The sequence below is a fragment of the Streptomyces sp. NPDC047453 genome (genome assembly GCF_040643155.1).
Lineage (GTDB): Bacteria > Actinomycetota > Actinomycetes > Streptomycetales > Streptomycetaceae > Streptomyces.
Map to the genome: position 1 here is coordinate 163,935 of NZ_JBEYTS010000004.1, position 20,761 is coordinate 184,695.

At 72.0% G+C, this 20,761-nt stretch carries 18 protein-coding genes; 9 read left to right on the top strand and 9 right to left on the bottom strand.

Annotated elements, in window-relative coordinates:
• The first annotated feature begins 46 nt into the window (after window positions 1-46).
• The 4 genes from ABZ818_RS06295 to ABZ818_RS06310 all read left to right on the top strand — a co-directional run bounded on the left by ABZ818_RS06295 (window position 47) and on the right by ABZ818_RS06310 (window position 5,817).
• Window positions 47-988 (top strand): ABC transporter ATP-binding protein, encoded by a 942-nt coding sequence (locus ABZ818_RS06295; RefSeq protein ID WP_361411478.1) that lies wholly within the window; start codon window positions 47-49, stop codon window positions 986-988.
• Window positions 985-2,343, top strand: a complete 1,359-nt coding sequence (locus ABZ818_RS06300) for an ABC transporter permease (protein WP_361411480.1) — start codon at window positions 985-987, stop codon at window positions 2,341-2,343. Before ABZ818_RS06295 ends, ABZ818_RS06300 begins: the two co-directional genes overlap by 4 nt.
• A 4-nt stretch (window positions 2,344-2,347) precedes the next feature.
• A complete protein-coding gene (locus tag ABZ818_RS06305) occupies window positions 2,348-5,110 on the top strand; it encodes a bifunctional YncE family protein/alkaline phosphatase family protein (protein ID WP_361411482.1) in 2,763 nt (920 codons plus the stop codon).
• Between the two features lie 248 nt (window positions 5,111-5,358).
• A complete protein-coding gene (locus ABZ818_RS06310) occupies window positions 5,359-5,817 on the top strand; it encodes a GNAT family N-acetyltransferase (RefSeq protein ID WP_361411665.1) in 459 nt (152 codons plus the stop codon).
• 16 nt (window positions 5,818-5,833) lie between these two features.
• Here the strand turns inward: ABZ818_RS06310 and pip are convergent, their stop codons facing one another.
• Window positions 5,834-6,796: a prolyl aminopeptidase gene (gene pip, locus ABZ818_RS06315; protein ID WP_361411484.1), complete on the bottom strand. Its 963-nt coding sequence runs from the start codon at window positions 6,794-6,796 to the stop codon at window positions 5,834-5,836.
• 59 nt (window positions 6,797-6,855) lie between these two features.
• Window positions 6,856-7,554: a uracil-DNA glycosylase gene (locus ABZ818_RS06320; RefSeq protein WP_361411486.1), complete on the bottom strand. Its 699-nt coding sequence runs from the start codon at window positions 7,552-7,554 to the stop codon at window positions 6,856-6,858.
• A 55-nt stretch (window positions 7,555-7,609) separates the two neighbouring features.
• Between ABZ818_RS06320 and ABZ818_RS06325 the strand changes: the two genes are divergently transcribed.
• On the top strand, window positions 7,610-8,104 hold the full coding sequence (locus ABZ818_RS06325) for an RNA-binding S4 domain-containing protein (RefSeq protein WP_361411488.1): 495 nt from the start codon (window positions 7,610-7,612) through the stop codon (window positions 8,102-8,104).
• 40 nt (window positions 8,105-8,144) lie between these two features.
• On the opposite strand, the gene ABZ818_RS06330 is transcribed toward ABZ818_RS06325, so the two are convergent.
• Window positions 8,145-8,615 carry a DoxX family protein gene (locus tag ABZ818_RS06330; protein ID WP_361411490.1) on the bottom strand — a complete coding sequence of 157 codons (471 nt, stop codon included), beginning with the start codon at window positions 8,613-8,615 and terminating at the stop codon, window positions 8,145-8,147.
• A 94-nt stretch (window positions 8,616-8,709) separates the two neighbouring features.
• Window positions 8,710-9,405, bottom strand: coding sequence for a class I SAM-dependent methyltransferase (locus ABZ818_RS06335; protein WP_361411492.1), 696 nt, complete (start codon window positions 9,403-9,405; stop codon window positions 8,710-8,712).
• Between the two features lie 143 nt (window positions 9,406-9,548).
• Between ABZ818_RS06335 and ABZ818_RS06340 the strand changes: the two genes are divergently transcribed.
• The gene (locus ABZ818_RS06340) at window positions 9,549-9,815 is read left to right on the top strand and encodes a DUF6343 family protein (RefSeq protein WP_361411494.1); all 267 of its coding nucleotides are present in this window, start codon (window positions 9,549-9,551) and stop codon (window positions 9,813-9,815) included.
• A 39-nt stretch (window positions 9,816-9,854) separates the two neighbouring features.
• On the opposite strand, the gene ABZ818_RS06345 is transcribed toward ABZ818_RS06340, so the two are convergent.
• The 4 genes from ABZ818_RS06345 to rpsA form a co-directional block, all read right to left on the bottom strand.
• Window positions 9,855-10,217, bottom strand: a complete 363-nt coding sequence (locus ABZ818_RS06345) for a tetratricopeptide repeat protein (protein ID WP_141361911.1) — start codon at window positions 10,215-10,217, stop codon at window positions 9,855-9,857.
• A gap of 50 nt (window positions 10,218-10,267) precedes the next feature.
• The gene (gene coaE, locus ABZ818_RS06350; protein ID WP_361411496.1) at window positions 10,268-10,903 is read right to left on the bottom strand and encodes a dephospho-CoA kinase; all 636 of its coding nucleotides are present in this window, start codon (window positions 10,901-10,903) and stop codon (window positions 10,268-10,270) included.
• Window positions 10,904-10,991: 88 nt separating this feature from the next.
• Window positions 10,992-11,930, bottom strand: coding sequence for a PAC2 family protein (locus tag ABZ818_RS06355; protein WP_361411498.1), 939 nt, complete (start codon window positions 11,928-11,930; stop codon window positions 10,992-10,994).
• Between the two features lie 178 nt (window positions 11,931-12,108).
• Window positions 12,109-13,599, bottom strand: a complete 1,491-nt coding sequence (gene rpsA, locus ABZ818_RS06360) for a 30S ribosomal protein S1 (protein ID WP_358732746.1) — start codon at window positions 13,597-13,599, stop codon at window positions 12,109-12,111.
• Window positions 13,600-13,916: 317 nt separating this feature from the next.
• Between rpsA and ABZ818_RS06365 the strand changes: the two genes are divergently transcribed.
• Window positions 13,917-14,804: a class I SAM-dependent methyltransferase gene (locus tag ABZ818_RS06365; protein ID WP_361411501.1), complete on the top strand. Its 888-nt coding sequence runs from the start codon at window positions 13,917-13,919 to the stop codon at window positions 14,802-14,804.
• A gap of 56 nt (window positions 14,805-14,860) precedes the next feature.
• Window positions 14,861-17,614, top strand: a complete 2,754-nt coding sequence (locus tag ABZ818_RS06370; RefSeq protein WP_361411503.1) for an ATP-dependent helicase C-terminal domain-containing protein — start codon at window positions 14,861-14,863, stop codon at window positions 17,612-17,614.
• A gap of 122 nt (window positions 17,615-17,736) precedes the next feature.
• Here the strand turns inward: ABZ818_RS06370 and ABZ818_RS06375 are convergent, their stop codons facing one another.
• On the bottom strand, window positions 17,737-19,539 hold the full coding sequence (locus ABZ818_RS06375; protein WP_361411505.1) for a lytic transglycosylase domain-containing protein: 1,803 nt from the start codon (window positions 19,537-19,539) through the stop codon (window positions 17,737-17,739).
• 283 nt (window positions 19,540-19,822) lie between these two features.
• On the opposite strand from ABZ818_RS06375, the gene ABZ818_RS06380 reads away from it, so the two are divergent.
• Window positions 19,823-20,749 (top strand): DUF4184 family protein, encoded by a 927-nt coding sequence (locus ABZ818_RS06380; RefSeq protein ID WP_361411507.1) that lies wholly within the window; start codon window positions 19,823-19,825, stop codon window positions 20,747-20,749.
• Window positions 20,750-20,761: the final 12 nt, after the last annotated feature.

Consider the following 20,761-nt stretch of genomic DNA (forward strand, 5'->3'; position numbering starts at 1 on the left):
CGTGTGCCGTCCCTACGGTCCTTGAGGTCTGCGAAGGAAGGGACTCATGGACACACTTCTCGCGATCCGGGCGAGCGGGACGACCAAGTGTTTCGGCGATGTCGTCGCGCTCGACGGCGTCGATCTGACCGTGGAGCGCGGCAAGATCCACGGCTTGGTCGGACCGAACGGCGCCGGCAAGACGACATTGCTCGGTCTGCTGCTGGGCCTGGCCGTCGCCGACAGCGGGTCCCTCGAGATCCTGGGCACGCCGGTCGGGCGGGCGCTCGCCGCTCCCGACGGTGTCGCCGGGTTCGTGGACGGGCCCGGTCTCTACCCCTCGCTCACCGCACGGCAGAACCTCGCCGCGCTGGCCGCTCTGCGCGGCCTCGACGCGCGGGCGGCGGGGATCGACGACGTGCTCGACCAGGTCGGGCTCACCGATGTCGCCGACGACCCGGCCCGCGGCTTCTCCCTCGGGATGCGTCAGCGGCTGGGACTCGCCGCGGCCCTGCTCACCAAGCCCCGGCTGCTCGTGCTCGACGAACCCGCCAACGGCCTCGACCCGGCCGGCAAGAACCACGTGCACGGAGTCCTCACCCGGCTCGCGGCGGACGGCGCCTGCGTCGTGCTGTCGAGCCACCGCATGGAGGACCTGGAGGCGCTGTGCTCCGAGGTCACCATCCTGGCCACCGGCCGGGTCGTCTTCTCCGGCCCGCTGAGCAAGCTGGCCGCCGAGAACCGCGAACTCGACTACCGGCTGCTCACCTCCGATCCGCAGACCGCCCGCCAACTGGCCGACGGCACGGCCGGGATCCGCGTCGTCGACGGCGCCGGGGCGCGGTACGGCGCCGAGACGCTCGTCGTACGCGCGCCGGTGCCCGCTCTCGACGAACTGGTGGCGCGGCTCGTGGGCGCGGGCATCGCGTTGCGCGAACTCGCCCCCGTGGTGTCGCCGTTGGAGGCCGCGTTCCTCGCCCTGACCGAGCAGCAGGAGGTCGGCCGATGACCGCGACCGCCACTCCCGAGCGCGTCACCGGCGCCCACCGCGTCCCGGTGGCCCGCGCCTACCGCTTCGAACTGGTCAAGCTGGTCTCGCAATGGCGGATCCGCCTGCTGGTCCTCGCCTGCTGGATCGTGCCCGCGCTCTTCGTCGCCGCGGTGAGCCTGCAGAGCACGCTCCCCTCCGACACCCTCTTCGGCCGCTGGATGCACGCCACCGGGTGGGCCGGGCCGCTGGTGATGCTCGGTTTCGCGGGCACCTGGGCCCTCCCGATGCTGACCTCGGTGGTCGCCGGCGACGTGTTCGCCGCCGAGGACCGGCTCGGCACCTGGCGCCACCTGCTCGTGGCGGTCCGTTCGCCCCGGCGGATCTTCGCGGCGAAGGCGCTGGCGGGCCTCACCGTCATCCTGCTGCTCGTGGCCGGACTGGCCTGTTCGAGCACGGTCGGCGGCGTCCTCGCGGTCGGCAACCAGCCGCTGGTCGGCCTCGACGGCCACCTGCTGACTCCGGCGGACGCCGCCGGCAAGGTCCTCCTCGCCTGGCTCTGCGTCCTCGCCCCCACCCTGGCCCTCGCCGCGATAGGACTGCTCGGGTCCGTCGCGCTGGGGCGGTCCCCGATGGGGCTGCTGCTGCCCGCGCTCACCGCGCTCGCGATGCAGCTCGCCCAGATGCTGCCGCTGCCCGTCGCCGTACGCCTCGCCCTGCCCGGCTACGCCTTCATCGCCTGGAACGGCCTGTTCACCAGCCCGGCGCAGCTCGGCCCGCTCCTGATCGGCATCGTGGTCGCCCTGGTGTGGACGGTGGCCGCCACGGCCCTGGCGTATCTGCTCTTCCTGCGGCGCGACTTCACCAACCCGGCCTACGACGGCTCCGGGCGCCGCGCGATCACCACCGGGCTCCTGCCGCTCGTCGGACTGACCGCCCTCACGGTCGCGGTCGTCGCCGTGGCGACACCGTCGACTGGCTCCGGAATCGAGCAGGACAAGGTGCAGCGGTCCGTCGCCACGGCGTTCGCGCACCTCTACCGCATGCAGACCGAGCAGCTCAACCGCCCGGACGTCACCGAGGCGCGGCTGCGGGTCACGGCGGCGTGCAACAAGGGCGGCGGCCAGGTCGCCGCACAGGGGCCGGGCAACGACTGGCGCTGCGTCGTCACCTGGCATCTCCCCGGCGTCGAGGCCCCGGGGACCGCCATCTACCAGCTCGACGTCACCGCGGACGGCCGGTTCGTGGCCGACGGCGACGGACCGAAGGAAGTGAACGGCTACTTCCTGGTGCGGACCCCTACCGGGGACACACCGAACCCGCTCTGGCAGTTCGACGGCAACGTCGAACTTCTTTCCACCACCCCGAAGGGATAACTCAATGCAGGTCACACGCCGCCGCGTGCATGTCGGGAAGAACGCTTCAGGCCTTCTCGGTCGACAGACCGGCAGCCGGAGAACCGTCATGACGGCAGCCGCCACCGCGGTCGTCCTCGCCGTCAGCACCGGCATCGGTTTCGCCGCGACAAACCACTTCGGCACCGACCAGGTCGGCCAGACCACCGACTTGGGCCAGCTGATGTCCAGCGACCAGTACATCGACCCGATCGGCGAGCGCCTCGTCATCAACAACGGCAAGATCATGTCGTCCTCGGTCAGCCCGGACGGCACCCACGTCGCGGCCTCGGTCACCGACGGTGGAATGGCGCTGGCCATCGTGGACCTGAAGGACTGGAAGGTTCAGCAGCTCGTCGGCAACAACGCGGCTGCGGACCTGCGCATCAGCGGCAACGACGTGGGCCAGGAAGGCCCCACGTACTCGCCCGACGGTTCGCAGCTGTGGCTGGGCCAGGCTGACGGCTACCGCAAGTTCACCGTGAACCCGGACGGCACCGTCGCCAACCCGACGTTCATCCCGATCCCGAAGGACGGGTCCAAGCGCGCGCTCGTGAGTGCTGCGGTGTTCTCGGCCGACGGCAAGACCGTGTACTCCGCGGTCAACGGCCAGAACCGCGTGGTCGCCATCAACGCGGCGACCGGGGCCATCGAGCAGAGCTGGACCGTGGGCAACGCCCCGCGTGGCATGGTCCAGGTCGGCACCAAGCTCTACGTCAGCAACGAGGGCGGGCGTCCGGCGAAGTCCGGCGACACCACGATCAACTCGTACGGCACCCAGGTGCCGGCCGACCCGAAGACCGGTGCCACCACCACGGGCACGGTCAGCGTCATCGACCTGGCGGACCCGACCGCCGCCGTCGGGAGCATCGACGTCGGTCTGCACCCGACCGCCATGTACGCCAAGAAGGGGGCGGTGTTCGTCACCAACACCGCCACCAACGACGTGTCGGTCATCGACACGCACCGCAACGAGGTCGTGCAGACCATTGCCACCCAGCCGTGGCCTGAGGCGTCGGTGGGCTACCACCCCAACGCGGTGACGCTCACCGACGACGGTCACCTGCTGGTGACGCTCGGCGGCGCCAACGCGGTCGCCGTCTATCGGTACACGACCCCGCAGGAGCCGGTCAGCTACGTCGGCCTGCTCCCGACGGACTACTTCCCCTCCGAGATCGCCACCGTCGGCAACGAGGTAGTGGTCTCCAACACCCGTGGTATCGACGCCCGCCGCCCCACCACCAAGGCCGGGCACGGCACCCACGACACGACGTCGAGCGTGCAGCGGTTCACGCTGCCGGACGACAACGTCATCAAGTCCGAGACGGCAAAGATCTTCAAGAGGAACGGCTGGACCAAGAACTCGGTCAAGCTGGCCGAGGGCCTGGGCCTGGGCCGGACGCCGGTGCCGGTCCCGACGAAGCTCGGCGACCCCTCGACGATCAAGCACGTCTTCCTGATCGTCAAGGAGAACCGGACCTACGACCAGGTCTTCGGTGACATCCCGCAGGGCAACGGCGACCCGTCGCTGACCCAGTTCGGCGAGAACGTGACGCCGAACCAGCACGCGATGGCCAAGCAGTTCGGGCTGTACGACAACACGTACGACATCGGCACCAACTCGGCCGAGGGTCACAACTGGCTGATGCAGGCCGACAACCCGGAGTACACCGAGTCCTCGGCCGGCGAGTACGTACGCAGCTACGACACCGAGGACGACGCTCTCGGCCACCAGCGGACCGGCTTCCTCTGGAGCGGTGCGCAGGCGGCGGGCAAGTCCGTGCGAAACTTCGGCGAGTTCCACCAGTTCCTGACCAAGCCGGCGGACGCGACCTGGCAGAACCTGTACTGCGACAGCAAGAACATGGAGGCGAACGGTCAGGACACCGCCTACACCCTGAAGTCGTCCTCGCCGATCCCGTCGCTCAACGACGTGTCGGTGTCCGGCTACCCGAAGTACGACCTCAGCGTCCCGGACGTCTACCGGGCCCAGATCTGGAAGCGTGACTTCGAGAAGAACGGGCCGGCGAACCTGAACATGTTCTGGCTCTCCAGCGACCACACCGGCGGTCCGGCGAGCGCGGCCGCCCAGGTCGCGGACAACGACCTCGCGGTCGGCAAGATCGTCGACACGATCTCTCACAGCAAGTACTGGAAGGACTCGGCGATCTTCGTTGTCGAGGACGACTCCCAGGCCGGCCTCGACCACATCGACGGCCACCGGGCCCCGATCCAGATCATCAGCCCCTGGGCCCAGCACGGCACCGTCGACAGCCGCTACTACTCCCAGATCACGATGATCCGCACCATCGAGCAGATCCTCGGGATCCACCCGATGAACCAGAAGGACAGCGCGGCCAGCCCGATGCGTGGGGCCTTCACCGAGGAGCCGGACTTCACGCCGTTCACCGCTGTGCCCAACCGGACCCCGCTGACCGATGGTGTGAAGACCGCGCCTTCCTGCGGCCTGGACACCCCGGCGCCGCAGAACCCCAAGGCAGCGGCCGTGCCGTCGGCGGCGGTGCCGGCGGACATGCAGGCGGTCGCGACGAAGTGGGACAACTGGAAGACGAAGCAGCGGCTGACCGGTCCCAACGCCAAGCCCGACTTCGCGAACCCCGCTCAGATGAACCACCTCACGTGGTACGAGACGCACGGCTGGAGCAAGCCGTACCCCGGCGAGAAGAAGATCTTCGCGCCGGAGGACGTGCCGGGCGCGTACATCCCGTCGCCGGAGTCGGACGGCTGACGGCTGACAGCTGACAGCTGACAGCTGACAGCTGACGGCTGACGGCTGACGGCTGACGGCTGACGGCTGCTTGATCGCGTGAAGGGGCCCCTGACCGGCGGTGATGCCGGTCAGGGGCCTTCGCGGTCCGCTGAACCAGGTCCAGGTCCCGGTGATAATTCGGCTGCGCCACCGAGGGCGGGCGCGCATGATCGGGAAGTCGGCGGTCGTGCCGGAGGCGGAAGAAGGAACGGGGCGTGAGCGTGAGTGTGGTGACTGGTGTCGTGCTGCGGCGGGCCGATGCAGGGGACGCGCGGGATGCCGCCGACGTGTGGTTGCGGTCCTTCGCCGCCGCGCTGCCGGGCGTCGTGAGGCCGCACTCCGACGACGCGGTGCGCGCCTGGTTCCAGGAGGTGGTGGTGCCGCGGCAGGAGACCTGGGTCGCCGAGGCCGGCGATGGCAGCGGCGTCGTGGGGGTCATGGTGCTCGACGACGACATGCTGGAGCAGTTGTACCTCGCCCCGGACTGGCGCGGGCGCGGCCTCGGCGACCGCTTCGTCGCCCTCGCCAAGGAGCGCAGGCCGCAGGGCCTTTCCCTGTGGACCTTCCAGGTCAACCGTCCCGCCCACCGCTTCTACGAGCGCCACGGCTTCATGGCCGCCGAGTACACCGACGGCAGCGGGAACGAGGAGCGGGAGCCGGACGTGCGGTACGTGTGGCGGCCGTGAGTCCGGGCCCAGACGGCTAACGCCGGGCGTACTTGTCCGTCGCGGCCACCAGGGCTTCCACCACGCCCGGTGCTCCCGAGTCGTGACCGGCCTCGTCGACGACGGTCAACTCGCTGTCCGGCCAGGCCCGGTGGAGGCGCCAGGGGGTGCCGAGGAGGTTGCCGAAGTCGAGGCCGCCCTGGACGAGGGTGCCGGGAATGCCCTTGAGCCTGTGGGCGTCGCCCAGCACCACGCCCTCGTCGTTGCCGTCGCCGAGGAAGTGGTCGTTGCCGAAGTAGTGCGTGACCGTACGGGCGAAGCCCATGCGGAACGCGGGGTCCTCGTAGCGCTCGACGGAGCGGGGCGGAGCGGGGATGGTCGCCGTCTCCCAGTCGGTCCAGGCGCGAGCGGCCCGCTCGCGCACCGCCGGGTCGGGCGACTCGATCAGCCGGTTGAAGGCGGCGGCGAGGTTTCCGGCGCGGTCCGGCACGGGCAGCTCGGCGAGGAACCGCTCGAAGGCCTCGGGGAAGACCCTTCCCAGGCCGTGGGTCAGCAGGGTCACCTCGGCGTTGGAGCCGGTCGCGACCCCTGTCAGCACCAGCTCTGAGACCACGCCGGGATGCGTCTGCGCGTAACGCAGCGCCAGCACCGATCCCCACGAAGCGCCCCACACCAGCCACCGCTCGACGCCCAGGTGCCGCCGCAGCAGCTCCAGGTCGGCCATCAGGTGCGCGGTCGTGTTGACGCTCATGTCGGTGCCGTACGCGCTCGCGTGCGGCGTGGAACGACCACAGCCGCGCTGGTCGAGCAGCACGATCCGGTACACGGCCGGATCGCAGTAGCGCCGGTGGCCCGGCGTGCACCCGGAGCCCGGCCCGCCGTGCAGCATCACCGCCGGCTTGCCGCGGGGGTTGCCGCAGACCTCCCAGTACACGCGGTTGCCGTCGCCGACGTCGAGCATGCCCTGGTCGTACGGTTCGATCTCCGGATACAGGCCCATCGGGGCACCGTAACGGGCGCACGGCGGCCTCGTCGCCTCATTTCCCAGGTGGCCAGGCGCTATCCCACCGGAAGCCCCGCCGCTCGGGCCGCGGTCCGCAGGACGTCCCGGAGCATGCCGGGGGTTAGTTTGCCGGTGAAGGTGTTGCGCTGGCTGACGTGGAAGCAGCCGAAGAGGTCGAGGCCGTCGAGGGACACCCGGGTGCCGTGGGCGAAGGGCGGGCGGGGGCGGGGTACCGGCCAGCCGGCTTCGGCGAAGGCCGGAAGGGCCGCCTGCCAGCCGAAGGCGCCCAGGACGACCGCGGCGCGGAGGGTGGGGCGCAGCAGGGTCAGTTCCTGGACCAGCCAGGGGCGGCAGGTGTCGCGTTCGCCGGGGGTGGGCTTGTTGGCGGGGGGCGCGCAGTGCACGGGTGCGGTGACGCGTACCCCGTACAGCTCCAGGCCGTCGTCGGCGGAGGTGGAGGTGGGCTGGGAGGCCAGGCCCAGCTCGTACAGCGTCTCGTACAGCACGTCGCCGGAGCGGTCACCGGTGAATATGCGGCCGGTGCGGTTGCCGCCGTGCGCCGCCGGGGCCAGTCCGACGATCAGCAGGCGGGCGTCCGCCGGTCCGTAGCCCGGTACCGGACGGCCCCAGTAGGTCCAATCGGCGAACGCGGCCCGCTTGGTGCGGGCCACTTCCTCCCGCCAGGCGACCAGCCGCGGGCAGGCCCGACAGCAGGCGATCCGCTCGTCGAGGGTGGCGAGGGTGTTGCTGTCCATGGCTCCACGGTAATTACCTCCGGGCCGGAGCGGTCGGGCCGCTAAGGTCGGACACATGGCTTCACAGGACGACCGAGACGTGGATCCGAAGACCGCCGCCGCCGTCGCCGCCGCCGAGGCGGCCGGGCCGGCGAGCGGGGAGAACGTGCGGATCGACAGCTGGATCTGGGCCGTCCGGCTGGTCAAGACCCGCTCCGTCGGCGCCACCGCGTGCCGGGGCGGGCATGTCCGGGTGAACGGGGAGCGGGTGAAGCCCGCCCACTCGGTGCGCGTCGGCGACGAGGTGCGGCTGCGGCACGAGGGCCGCGAGCGGATCGTCGTAGTCAAGCGGCTGATCCGCAAGCGCGTGGGCGCTCCCATCGCCGTCCAGTGCTACGTCGACAACTCCCCGCCGCCCCCGCCCCGCGAGGCCGTCGCCCCGATCGGCATCCGCGACCGCGGCACCGGCCGCCCGACCAAGCGCGACCGCCGCGAGCTGGAACGCCTGCGGGACCTGGGCGGTCCGGGTGGTTCCGGAGGCGGCCAGGAGAGCCGTCCCAAGGGGCGGTGACGCCGGTCCGGGCGCGCCGCGGTCAGGACGGCCGCGCCCGTCACGCCTGCCGCCGCACCAGCCGCAGCAGCTGTGCGTTGTGGTCCCGCCGCGCCCAGGCGATGACCGCCAGCGGCACGATCAGGACGATCGGAGTCGCCGCGTTCTGCCCGTCGAAGGCGGTCATCTGCACGATGAACGCCCCCACCATCAGCGCGCTCAGCGCCACCGCCGACACCGACTGGAGCACCGGGACCAGCAGCGCCACGCCCCCGGCCAGCTCCAGCACCCCGATGCTGTACATGCCCGCACTCCCCCAGCCCATCTCGTCGAAGATCTCGACCGCCGTCGGATGCGCGATGAGCTTGGGCAGCGCACTGGCGAACACGAAGAACAGCCCGAGCAGCACCTGCACGACCCGCAGCGCCACACGGGCCGCGCGGCGGCCGGAGGCGGACGGCTCGGCGGTGACGGACGACGGGACGGCAGTGGTGGTCGCGGTGGATGCGATGGGCGCGGTGCGCTCGGACATGTGGGTCTCCCTGTGCGGTGATGAGGAGCGGCTGTGGTGCTTTCGCAGGGGTAGACCGGGCCGCGCCCCGGAACTCATCGCTGTCCGGGCTCCGTCAAGGACGCTCCTTCCGCACCTCCGGCACCGCCCTCACCCACATCCCGTCCTCGGTCAGATACCTGTCCACCCTCAGGCCCGCCTCCGCCAGCGCCTCCTCGAACTCCTCCTTGGTCAGCGGCCGGGACCGGAAGGTCTGGGTCCAGGTCGCGTCCGGGAACACGTACTCCGCGCGCACCCTGTTCACCCCGTCCCCGACCGGCTCGGCCGACAGGATCCGCACCGTGAAACCTGCCGGGTCCATCCGCTCGCGCGGCACATTGATGTGGTAGTCGCCGCCCTCCCGCTGGATCAGTACGCAGCCGCCCTCCGCGACATGCCGTGCGCAGGTGCGCAGCAGCCCTCGCCGTACCTCGGGGTCGCCCGTGTGCACCAGGAACGACGCGAGCACCACGGCGTCGAAGGTCTCCCCCGCGTCCAGGCTCTCGATGGGGCTGCATATGGTCCGCGCCCCGCGCACCCGCTCCAGCATGTCCGGTGACTCGTCCACCGCCGTGACCGTGAAGCCGCGCTCCATCAGCGGACGGGTCACGCGGCCCACACCGCAGCCCAGCTCCAGGATGTGCGCGCCCGCGGGCACGGCCGCGGCGATGACGTCCGGCTCGCTCCCCACGGGCAGCCGCGCGTACAGCTCCACCGCGCAGCCGTCCGGCGTGATCGCTCCCGGTCCCGTCCCCTGATGACCCTCGCGCATTCTCAGCTCCATGCCCGAACAACGGCCCGCCTCCGCACAGCCGTTCCCCTCCCGGCCTGGTTCACCCGTCCGAGTGAGGCCAGCACGGCTTTGGAGTGCGGCCCGCGCGAGAGTTACGTTCCAAGGAGGAGTGGAGATCGGCGATGCGTACAGGCAGTGAACCCGCCACCGCGCGCAGTGCCCTGCGGGCGCGGTTCTGGCTGAGTGTGTGGGGGCTGGTCTGGGCAAGCTTCGGCACGGTGATCTTCGTGCTGCTCGGACGGCCCGGTTGGGCGGCGGCCTGCGGGGTGCTGTGGCTGGTGATGGCCGTCGACTTCATGGTGATCGTCCGGCACCTGCGGCAGGGTCCGCACTACCAGCCGGGGCGGGACGTACCGCCGTACTGGCCGCCGGACGACCGGCAGCGCTAGCCGCCGGCCGCGCGGAGGATGGCCCGCCGCGGGCGGGCCTCAGGTGTCGAACCGCGCCCGTTGCAGGTACTCCGGGTTCGGGTCCAGCGCGGCAGCCAGCCGGAAGTGGCGCCTGGCCTCGTCGGGGCGGCCCTGCCGCTCATAGGTGCGGGCGAGCGCGAAGTGCGCGTACGCGTTGTCCGGTTCACGCTCCAGCACGATGGTGAACTCCAGCTCCGCGGGCCGGAGCTGGGCGGCCGCGAAGAAGGCGCGGGCCCGCAGCAGCCGGGCCGAGGTGTTCTCTGGATGGGCTGCTATGACCCGGTCGAGCAGCTTGACCGCGCCCCGCGGGTCCCGCGCGGCGAGCAGCTTCTCGGCGGCGCGGTAGTCGATGACGTGAGTCTCCGGAGTACGTTCGGGCACGACTACTTCCTTCCCTGGCCGAGGTGGTTCAACGCCCCGGCCGGGCAGCCCTATTCCTGGGTTCCCTGCTCCCGGTGCGCCCGACGGGGCGCGTGCGCCCTGCGGACCAGCTCCGCCCAGACCTCCCGCACCCGTCGCTCGAGCCGCTCCAACGGTACGTCGTTGTCGATCACGACGTCCGCGATCTCCAGGCGCTTCTCACGGGTCGCCTGCGCGGCCATGCGCGCACGTGCGTCCTCCTCGGTCATCCCGCGCAGCCGCAGGAGCCGGTCCAGTTGGGTCGCGGGGCTGGCGTCCACGACGATCACAAGGTCGTAGAGCGGGGCCAGGCCGTTCTCCGTGAGGAGCGGGACGTCGTGGACCACGACGGCGTCCTCGGCGGCGGCCTCCTCCAGTTCGCGGGAGCGGGCGCCCACCAGGGGGTGCACGATCGAGTTCAGGACGGCCAGCTTCCCGGAGTCGGCGAAGACGAGAGAACCCAGCCTGGGCCGGTCCAGGCTCCCGTCGGCGGTCAGCACGTCCGGGCCGAAGGCCTCGACGACCGCCGCGAGGCCGGGCGTGCCCGGAGCGACGACCTCGCGCGCGATGCGGTCGGCGTCGATCAACACCGCCCCGCACTCCACGAGCAGCCGCGACACCTCGCTCTTACCGGCACCGATGCCCCCGGTGAGGCCCACTTTCAGCATGAGCGGCAGCTTAGGCCCTGTCCCCGGCGGCCCGCCCGCCGGGCGGGCACCACCTCTCGCCCTCCCCCGTCGGCTCACGCCCTCCGCGTCAGTTCTCGCCCTCCCGCTCCGCCAGGAAGCGTTCGAACTCGCGGCCGATCTCGTCCGCCGACGGGATCTCGACGGGCTCGGCGAGCATGTTGCCCCGGGTCTCCGCGCCGGCCGCGGCGTCGTACTGGTGCTCGAGGCCCTGGACGAGGGAGGTGAGCTCCTCGTCGCCCTCACGGATCTGCCGGTCGATCTCGGTCTGGGTGCGGTGGGCCTCGTTGCGCAGGGAGTGGGCGACGTTCGGCAGGACCAGCCCGGTGGCCGAGGTGATGGCCTCCAGGGCCGTCAGCGCCGCGTCGGGGTACGGGGAGCGCGCGATGTAGTGCGGCACGTGCGCGGCCACGCCCAGCACGTCGTGCCCGGCCTCCATCAGGCGGTACTCCAGCAGCGCCTCCGCGCTGCCCGGCACCTGCGCCTCCTCGAAGGGGCTGCGGTGGCCCGGTACCAGGTCACTGCGGTTGCCGTGCGGGGTCAGGCCCACCGGGCGGGTGTGCGGGACGCCCATGGGGATGCCGTGGAAGTTCACCGACAGGCGTACGCCGAGACGCTCGACGATCTGCCGTACAGCCGCCGCGAAACGCTCCCACTCCACGTCGGGCTCGGGCCCGGACAGCAGCAGGAACGGCGCGCCGGTGGCGTCCTGGACCAGACGCACCTCGATGCCCGGCACCTCGTACTCGGTCCAGCGGTCCCGCTGGAACGTCAGCAGCGGGCGGCGGGCCCGGTAGTCCACGAGCCGGTCGTGGTCGAAGCGCGCCACGACCTGGTGGGGCTGCGAGTCCAGCAGCCGATCGACGATCTGGTCGCCGGTCTCCCCCGCGTCGATGTATCCGTCGAAGTGGTAGAGCAGGACAAGACCGGCCGACTCCTGGGCGAGCGCCATGTCGACGACGGCCAGACCCTTCGGCTCCCATGCGTACAAACCCTGCGGATCAAGCACTGTGTGACCGCCCCTCCTCGTATTCGTAGGTTCACAACGAGCTGTGGGACGTTCGCATTCCCCACCGGCGCCAAGTGGTCGCGACCCACTCCGAACAGCCCGAAGGGCCGCACCCGGAACGGGTGCGGCCCTTCAAGTCATCGGCTGAGCCTCAGCGGCTGGGCCCCTGTACGGGAGCTCAGCTCTGGCCGCCGGCCAGCTTCTCGCGGAGCGCGGCCAGCGCCTCGTCCGACGCCAGGGCGCCGGAGGTGTCGCCACCCTCGGAGGAGTACGAACCGCCGGACGCGGCCGGAGCGGCGGCCTCGCCACCCTCGGCGGCGGCAGCGGCGTCCGCCTCGCGGGACTTGATGACCTGCTGCTGGTGCTGCTCGAAGCGGGACTGCGCCTCGGCGTACTGGCGCTCCCACTCCTCGCGCTGCTTCTCGTAGCCCTCGAGCCAGTCGTTGGTCTCGGGGTCGAAGCCCTCGGGGTAGATGTAGTTGCCCTGGTCGTCGTAGGACGCGGCCATGCCGTACAGGGTCGGGTCGAACTCGACCGCGGACGGGTCGGCACCGAAGGACTCGTTGGCCTGCTTCAGCGAGAGGCTGATGCGGCGACGCTCGAGGTCGATGTCGATGACCTTGACGAAGATCTCGTCGTTGACCTGGACGACCTGCTCCGGGATCTCCACGTGGCGCTCGGCCAGCTCGGAGATGTGCACCAGACCCTCGATGCCCTCGTCCACGCGGACGAACGCACCGAACGGAACCAGCTTCGTGACCTTGCCGGGCACGACCTGACCGATCTGGTGGGTGCGGGCGAACTGCTGCCACGGGTCTTCCTGGGTCGCCTTCAGCGACAGGGAGACGCGCTCGCGGTCCATGTCGACGTCGAGGACCTCGACGGTGACCTCCTGGCCGACCTCGACAACCTCGGACGGGTGGTCGATGTGCTTCCAGGACAGCTCGGAGACGTGGACCAGACCGTCGACGCCACCCAGGTCCACGAAGGCACCGAAGTTGACGATCGAGGAGACCACACCGGAGCGGACCTGACCCTTCTGGAGGGTCGTGAGGAACGTCTGGCGGACCTCGGACTGGGTCTGCTCCAGCCAGGCACGGCGGGACAGGACCACGTTGTTGCGGTTCTTGTCCAGCTCGATGATCTTGGCCTCGAGCTCCTTGCCGACGTACGGCTGGAGGTCGCGGACACGGCGCATCTCGACGAGGGACGCCGGCAGGAAGCCACGGAGGCCGATGTCGAGGATGAGACCACCCTTGACGACCTCGATGACGGTACCGGTGACGATGCCGTCCTCTTCCTTGATCTTCTCGATGGTGCCCCAGGCGCGCTCGTACTGGGCGCGCTTCTTCGAGAGGATCAGGCGGCCTTCCTTGTCCTCCTTCTGGAGGACCAGGGCCTCGATCTCGTCGCCGACGGCCACGACCTCGTTCGGGTCGACGTCGTGCTTGATCGAGAGCTCGCGGCTCGGGATGACACCTTCGGTCTTGTAACCGATGTCGAGCAGGACCTCGTCCCGGTCGACCTTCACGATGACGCCGTCGACGATGTCGCCGTCGTTGAAGTACTTGATCGTCTCGTCGATCGCTGCGAGGAAGGCTTCCTCGTTACCGATGTCGTTGACCGCTACCTGCGGGGTGGTGGCGGTGGTCTCGGTGCTGCTCGTCATGTGGGAAAGGGCTCCGGTACGGACATTGAAGTCGTAGGCACTGCTTACGCCGGGAGCCCGTTTCGCTCTGTAGAAGCCGGACAGCCAAGGAAGCGTCACATGAAACCACTGGTGGCGCCTCGACAACCGAGGGGACATACAACAGATGCGAGCGCAGCCTGCTCCGTCTGAGGCGCGCAGGCCCGCAGCGCAACTTGTAGCATACGGGGGCAGCCGGACATGGTCAATGCGCGAAGCCGCACAGCCGGGACAGATCGCCTCATATCCGGCAGAAAACCCGTCTCCCGAGGCCATGCCGACCCGAGCGAGTCCCTGTGTTGACAGCGCCGGGACCGGCCGGACGGGAGAGCCCGCAGATTAGTACGAGGGAGCCGATCATCCAAGAGCCAGCACCGTCCGAACAGTTCGAACCGGCCGAACCGGAGGCCACCCGGCGCGAGGCCGGTGCCGCGGAGAGCTCCCGGGCCAACCGGGGCTGGTGGGACCGCAACGCGGACGAGTACCAGATCGAGCACGGCACGTTCCTCGGCGACGACCGTTTCGTGTGGGGCCCGGAGGGCCTGGACGAGGTGGAGGCGGGGCTGCTCGGCGACCCCGAGGACCTCAAGGACAAGGACGTCCTGGAGATCGGGGCCGGCGCGGCCCAGTGCTCGCGCTGGCTGGCCGGGCAGGGCGCGCGCCCGGTCGCCCTGGACCTGTCGCACCGCCAGCTCCAGCACGCGCTGCGCATCGGCGGAGGGTTTCCGCTGGTGTGCGCCGACGCGGGCGCGCTGCCGTTCGCGGAGGGCTCCTTCGACCTGGCGTGCTCGGCCTACGGGGCGCTGCCGTTCGTCGCCGACCCGCGCGCGGTGCTGCGGGAGGTACGCCGGGTGCTGCGGCCGGGCGGGCGGCTCGTGTTCTCGGTGACGCATCCGATCCGCTGGGCGTTCCCGGACGAGCCCGGCCCGGAAGGGCTGTCGGTGTCCGGCTCCTACTTCGACCGCACGCCGTACGTCGAGCAGGACGAGGACGGCCGCGCGGTGTACGTCGAGCACCACCGGACCGTCGGGGACCGGGTGCGCGACGTGGTGGCGTCGGGCTTCCGGCTGGTGGACCTGGTCGAGCCGGAGTGGCCGGTCTGGAACACCTCCGAGTGGGGCGGCTGGTCGCCGCTGCGCGGGGGCCTGATCCCGGGAACGGCGATCTTCGTCTGCGTACGGGACTGAATGCGGGAGTGAGTGCGGGACCGAGTGACCGAGTGCGGGAGTACGGGACTGAGCGCGTGATCCGCCACGACGAGCTGGGCGCGCTGCCGGTGCGCGGCGCGCTGCCGGCCCTTCACGAGGCCCTGGACGGTCACGGGACCACGGTCCTGGTGGCGCCGCCCGGCACGGGCAAGACCACGCTGGTGCCACTGGAGCTGGCCGGGCTGCTGGGCGAGGGGCCCGCGCGGCGGGTGGTCGTGGCCGAGCCGCGGCGGATCGCGGCGCGTGCGGCGGCCCGGCGGATGGCGTGGCTGCTGGGCGAGAAGGTCGGCGAGAGCGTCGGCTACACCGTGCGCGGGGAGCGTGTCGTCGGGCGCCACGCGCGCGTGGAGGTCGTCACGACCGGTGTGCTGCTCCAGCGGCTCCAGCGGGACCAGGAGCTGGCGGGCGTCGACGTGGTGGTGCTCGACGAGTGCCACGAGCGGCATCTGGACGCGGACACGGTGGCGGCGTTCCTGTGGGACGTACGCGAGGCGCTGCGGCCCGAACTGCGTCTGGTGGCCGCCTCGGCCACCACGGACGCGCGGGTGTGGGCGCGGGTGCTGGGCGGGGCGCCGGTGGTCGAGGCGCACGGCGTGTCGCATCCGGTGGAGGCGGTGTGGGCGCCGCCGGCCCGGCCGGTACGGCCGCCGCACGGGATGCGGGTGGACCCCGCGCTGCTGACGCACGTGGCGTCGGTGGTGCGGCGGGCGCTGGCCGAGCGCGCGGGGGACGTGCTGTGCTTCCTGCCGGGCGTGGGCGAGATCGGGCGGGTCGCGGGTCTGCTGGGGGATCTCGGGGACGTGGACGTGCTCCAGGTGCACGGGCGGGCGCCGGCGGACGTGCAGGACGCGGTGCTGGTGCCGGGGCGCCGGCGCCGCGTGGTGCTCGCGACCTCGGTCGCCGAGTCGTCGCTGACGGTGCCCGGGGTGCGGGTGGTCGTCGACTCGGGGCTCGCGCGGGAGCCCCGCGTGGACCACGCGCGCGGGCTGAGCGCGCTGACGACGGTACGGGCCTCGCGGGCCTCCGGGCGGCAGCGGGCGGGGCGTGCCGGACGCGAGGCGCCGGGTGCGGTGTACCGGTGCTGGGCGGAGGCCGAGGAGGCGCGTCTGCCCGCCTATCCCGCGCCGGAGATCAAGGTGGCCGATCTGACGGCCTTCGCCCTTCAGGCGGCCTGCTGGGGCGATCCGGACGCCTCCGGCCTCGCGTTGCCGGACCCGCCGCCGGGCGGGGCGATGGCGGCGGCGCGGGCGGTGCTGACGGCCGTCGGCGCGGTGGACTCCGCCGGGCGGGCCACGGACCGGGGGCGGTCGCTGGCGCGCCTGGGAGTGCATCCGCGGCTGGGGCGGGCCCTGCTGGACGCGTCCGCCGCCGGCGGGGCCGAGCGGGCCGCCGAGGTCGTCGCACTGCTGAGCGAGGAGCTGCCCCGGGAGTACGGGAACGATCTCGCCGCGGCTCTGCGTGCTGCCCGGCGCGGCGGTGACGCGTACGCGGCACGGTGGCGGACGGAGGTCCGGCGACTGCGGGCCGCCGTGTCGGAGGTCTCCGACAGGTCCACCCGGCCCGCCCCCTCACGGACAGACCGCGAGGCCGAGGCGGTGGGCCCGGAGGGGGAGGCCGCGGCGGAACGGCTGTCCGGCGCCGGGGCCGTGAGCGTCCCCCGACGGGGGGCCACCGGGGATACGAGCCTCGCCGGGCTCCGGCCGGGGACCGCCGGGGATACCGGCCTCGCCGGGCTCCGGCCCGCACACTCAGGAACCGACCGTGAAGCGGACGCGGGAGCACTGTCCGGTGGCGGCAGCCGAGCGGAGGGCGCCGGGAGCGTGGGGCTTGTGGGGCTTGTTGCCGCTCTTGCGTTCCCGGAGCGGGTGGCCCGGCTCGACGGTGGTTCGTATCTCATGGTCTCCGGGACCCGGGCGGAACTCACGGACGGGTCCCCGCTGTGGGGCGCGCCCTGGATCGCCGTCGCCGTGGCCGATCGGCCGGTGGGCAGGCGGCACGCGCGCGTGCAGCTCGCCGCGGTCGTCGACGAGGACGTCGCCCGGCTCGCGGCCGGGGCGCTCCGCGCGGAACAGGACGAGGTGCGCTGGGGCGACGGGGACGTCGTCGCGCGACGGGTCGAGCGGCTGGGGGCCGTGGAACTGGCGGTGCGGCCCCTGGCGGACGCCGAGCCCGGTCTCGTACGAGCGGCGCTGCTCGACGGATTGCGACAGGAAGGGTTCGGGCTGCTGCGCTGGTCGGCGGAGGCGGACGCGCTGCGGCAGCGGCTCGCCTTCCTGCGCCGGCACCTCGGCGAGCCCTGGCCCGACGTGTCCGACGACGCGCTGCACGCGCGCGTGGACGAGTGGCTGGAACCGGAGCTCGGGCGGGCCAGGCGGCGAGCGGACCTGGCGCGGATCGACGCCGGACAGGCGCTGGCCCGGCTGCTGCCCTGGGCCTCCGGTGACGCCGTCCGGCTGGACGAGCTCGCCCCGGAACGACTCACCGTGCCCAGCGGGTCCCGGATCCGGGTCGACTACGCGGATCCCGAACGGCCCGTGCTCGCCGTGAAGCTCCAGGAGATGTTCGGCCTGGACGACTCGCCCACGGTCGCCGGGGTCCCGGTCCTGGTGCACCTCCTCTCCCCGGCCGGGCGTCCCGCCGCCGTCACCGCCGACCTCGCCTCCTTCTGGCGGACCGGCTACCGGGACGTACGGGCGGAGCTGCGCGGGCGGTATCCGAAGCACCCCTGGCCCGAGGACCCGGCGTCCGCGGAGCCGACCCGGCACACCAACGCCCGGCTCAGGCGCTGACCGGTGTGGGGCTCCGTTCGGCTTCCGCCCTCCGGGCGGGGGCCGGGCTGACGGTCATCGGACATCATGAGGGCGCCCCGCCGCTGTGGCGGGGCGCCCTCATGATGTCCAGGCCGGTGCTACTACGAGGATGCCGACGGGCTGGGGGACGGCTCGGCCGAGGTGTCGGCCGCCGCCACCTTCAGCTCCACGGTCAGCGTCGCGCCGCCGGCCGTGGTGATGCGCAGCAGGAACGTGCCGGTGGTGTCGTCCGCGTACAACTTCGGCAGCTTCAGCAGGCCGCCTGCATCCGTCTGAAGGTCCTTCAGGGTGCGCACGGGCTTGCCGTCGGCGTCCTTGAAGTAGGGGCCCTTGTCGTTCTGGGTGGGGTCGTCGGCCGACTTGACGAGGGTGGCGGTGGCCGCGACCCGGTCCGCGACCGCGCCCTTGTAGGTGGCCTTGACCTCGAGCTGGTCGGCGAACTCGCCGCCCGGGGTGCAGACCAGCGCGGTGCCGGTCGTGCGGGTGAGGGCGTCGGCGGCGCGCACGGTGACCGTTGCCGTGTAGTCGACGCCGGGGAGCGTACGACCGACGACCGCCGCCCGGACGGTGAAGTCGCCCGTCTTCTCGCCGGCCCGGAGCGCGGGTGCGACGGCCACGCCGGCGGCGTCGGTGGTGACGGTGGCGACCTTTTCGCCGCCGGTGAAGGCGGCGTCCGTGTCACCGGTGATCGTGAACCGGATCCGCACCTTGCCGACGGCCTTGCCGTCCCTGGTCACGGCACGGGTGCTGATCTTCTCCGCGAACGCGTCGCCGGCCATGGCGGTGAGCTTGCCCGTGCCCGCGTCCTGGAGGTGGTGCACGGTGTCGGTCGCGGTGGGAGGCGCGGTGGGCGTGCCCGGGGTGGACGGCGGGGTCGGCTCGGACGGCTGAGCCGGTTGGGACGGCTGGGCCGGGCTCGGACTCGCGGACCCGCCGCCCTGCTTGCCGGGCGCGGTGGGCTTGCCGGAACTGCCGGAGCCGCCAGGGCTGCCGGCACCCCCGGAACCGCCGGGCTTGTCGCTCGCCCTCGGGGCAGGCGGCTGCGGCGTCGGACTGGGGTCCGCGCCGGGGGTGTGGTCGCTGCGGTGGGACGGCAGGGGGCCGGTCCCGTCCGGGACGGAGTGGCTGCCCTTGCGGTAGAACTCCAGCCACGTCAGGACGGTGTTCAGATAGTCCGTCGAGTTGTTGTAGCTGAGGATCGCGCTCCGGAGGTCGCCGTCGGTGGACAGGTCCCAGCCGTTGCGGCACAGGTAGTGGCCGGCGGCGAGGGCGGCGTCGTAGACGTTGTTGGGGTCCTTCTTGCCGTCGCCGTTGCCGTCGCGGCCCGCCCAGGCCCAGGTGGAGGGGATGAACTGCATGGGGCCGACCGCGCGGTCGTACCTGCTGTCCCCGTCGTACTGGCCGTGGTCGGTGTCGCTGATGTGGGCGAAGCCGTTGCCGTCGAGGACCGGGCCGAGGATCGGGGACACCGTGGTGCCGTCGGCGCCGACGTTGCCGCCGCGGGCGTGTCCGGACTCGACCTTGCCTATGGCGGCGAGCAGTTGCCAGGGCAGGTTGCAGCCCGGCTTGGACGCGCGCAGTTCGGCCTCGGCCTTCTTGTAGGCGTCGAGCACGGTGGCGGGTATGCCGGACTCGGCCGGGCCCTTGGAGATCGGGGTGCCGACGACGGGCGCCGGGCTGGGGCTGTTGAGGGGCGGCAGGTCCGTGTAGTACGGCGAACCGCCGGTCGCGCTGCCGTCGGCGTTCCCGTCGGGCTGGGGCGTCGCCTCGGCGGAGGCCTGTCTGCCGTGGTCGTCGACGGTGACGCCGGGAGCCTGCGAGGCAGACAGAGCCGCGACCGCCGCTGCGGCCACGGCCGTGGTTGCCGCTCCCTTGCGCAGCCTGCTGCCGAAATGCGCCGCCATAGAGTGAGCCCCTCCTGTGGACGCCCGGGCGCCCGTCTCTGTCTGTCCGTTCGCCCTGGTGTGACGATCGACCCGTGTGACTGGTTGCCCTCGCGGAGCCGCACGGTTGACGAATCCAGGTGACCCTACGACAACTTCCTTCTCATAGGGACCCGTTCGCGCCCGATTTTCACCGGTTGGCCACGACTGGTTAACGGGTGCGCCCCTCGCGTGACGCGCATACTGGACGGCGATGATCACACGGGCCCGCCGGCCCGGTCGACGCGCGCCAGGAGGAGCACCGTTGCCGTTCACTCTTAGCCATGCGGCGGCCGTACTGCCGGCGGTGCGCGGCGACGGAAGGGGGCGGGGCCGGCTGGTCCCGTCGGTGCTCGTGGCGGGCTCCTTCGCGCCCGATCTGACCTATTACACGGCGGGAGTTGTGCCCGGGGCGATGGAGTTCGGCGCGGTCACGCACTCCTTCGCCGGGGTCTTCACCCTCGATGTGCTCGTCGCCTGGCTGCTGGTCGGGGTGTGGCTGCTGCTGCGCGAGCCGCTCGTCGCACTGCTGCCGCGCGCGCGTCAGGGGCGGACGGCTTCGCTGACGCGGTGCGGTACGCCCTGGACGCGGCCGCGCCCGGCGTCGGTGCCGTGGTGGTACGCCTCCGCCGCGCTGGGCGCGCTGACGCACGTGGTGTGGGACGCGTTCACCCACCACGACCGGTGGGGGATGCGGCTGTTCCCTGTGCTGGGCCGAGAGTTGGCCGGGGCACCTGCCTACTGGTACCTGCAGTACGGCAGCTCGGCGGTGGCGGCCGTCGTGATCGCCGGGTTCCTGGTGTACGCGCTGCGGCGGGCTCCGGCGGGTGAGCCGCTGGGGGTCCCCGAGCTGTCGGTACGGGACCGGCGGCGGGCCTTCGCCGTGATCGCGGTCTGCGCGGTCGCCGGTGCCGTGCAGCGGACCTGGCAGTGGTGGACGGGCCGGGGGTCGACGGCCGCTCTCTGGGAACTGATTCCGACCCTGTGCTTCGGCGCGGGCGCGGGCCTGGCCGTGGGCCTGCCCCTGTACGCCCTGGACGTCAGGCTCCGTCGTAGTGCCCGGGCTCCGGGCGGCGGGGACGGTGTGGCCGGGCCGGACGGAGCGATCGGTTCCAGCCATGAGGGGGACTGTGCCGGTGCGGGTGCCTCCGGCGGTCGCGGCGGTGGGAGCGGTTCAGTGTCCGCAGGTTAGCCGGTCCCGTCA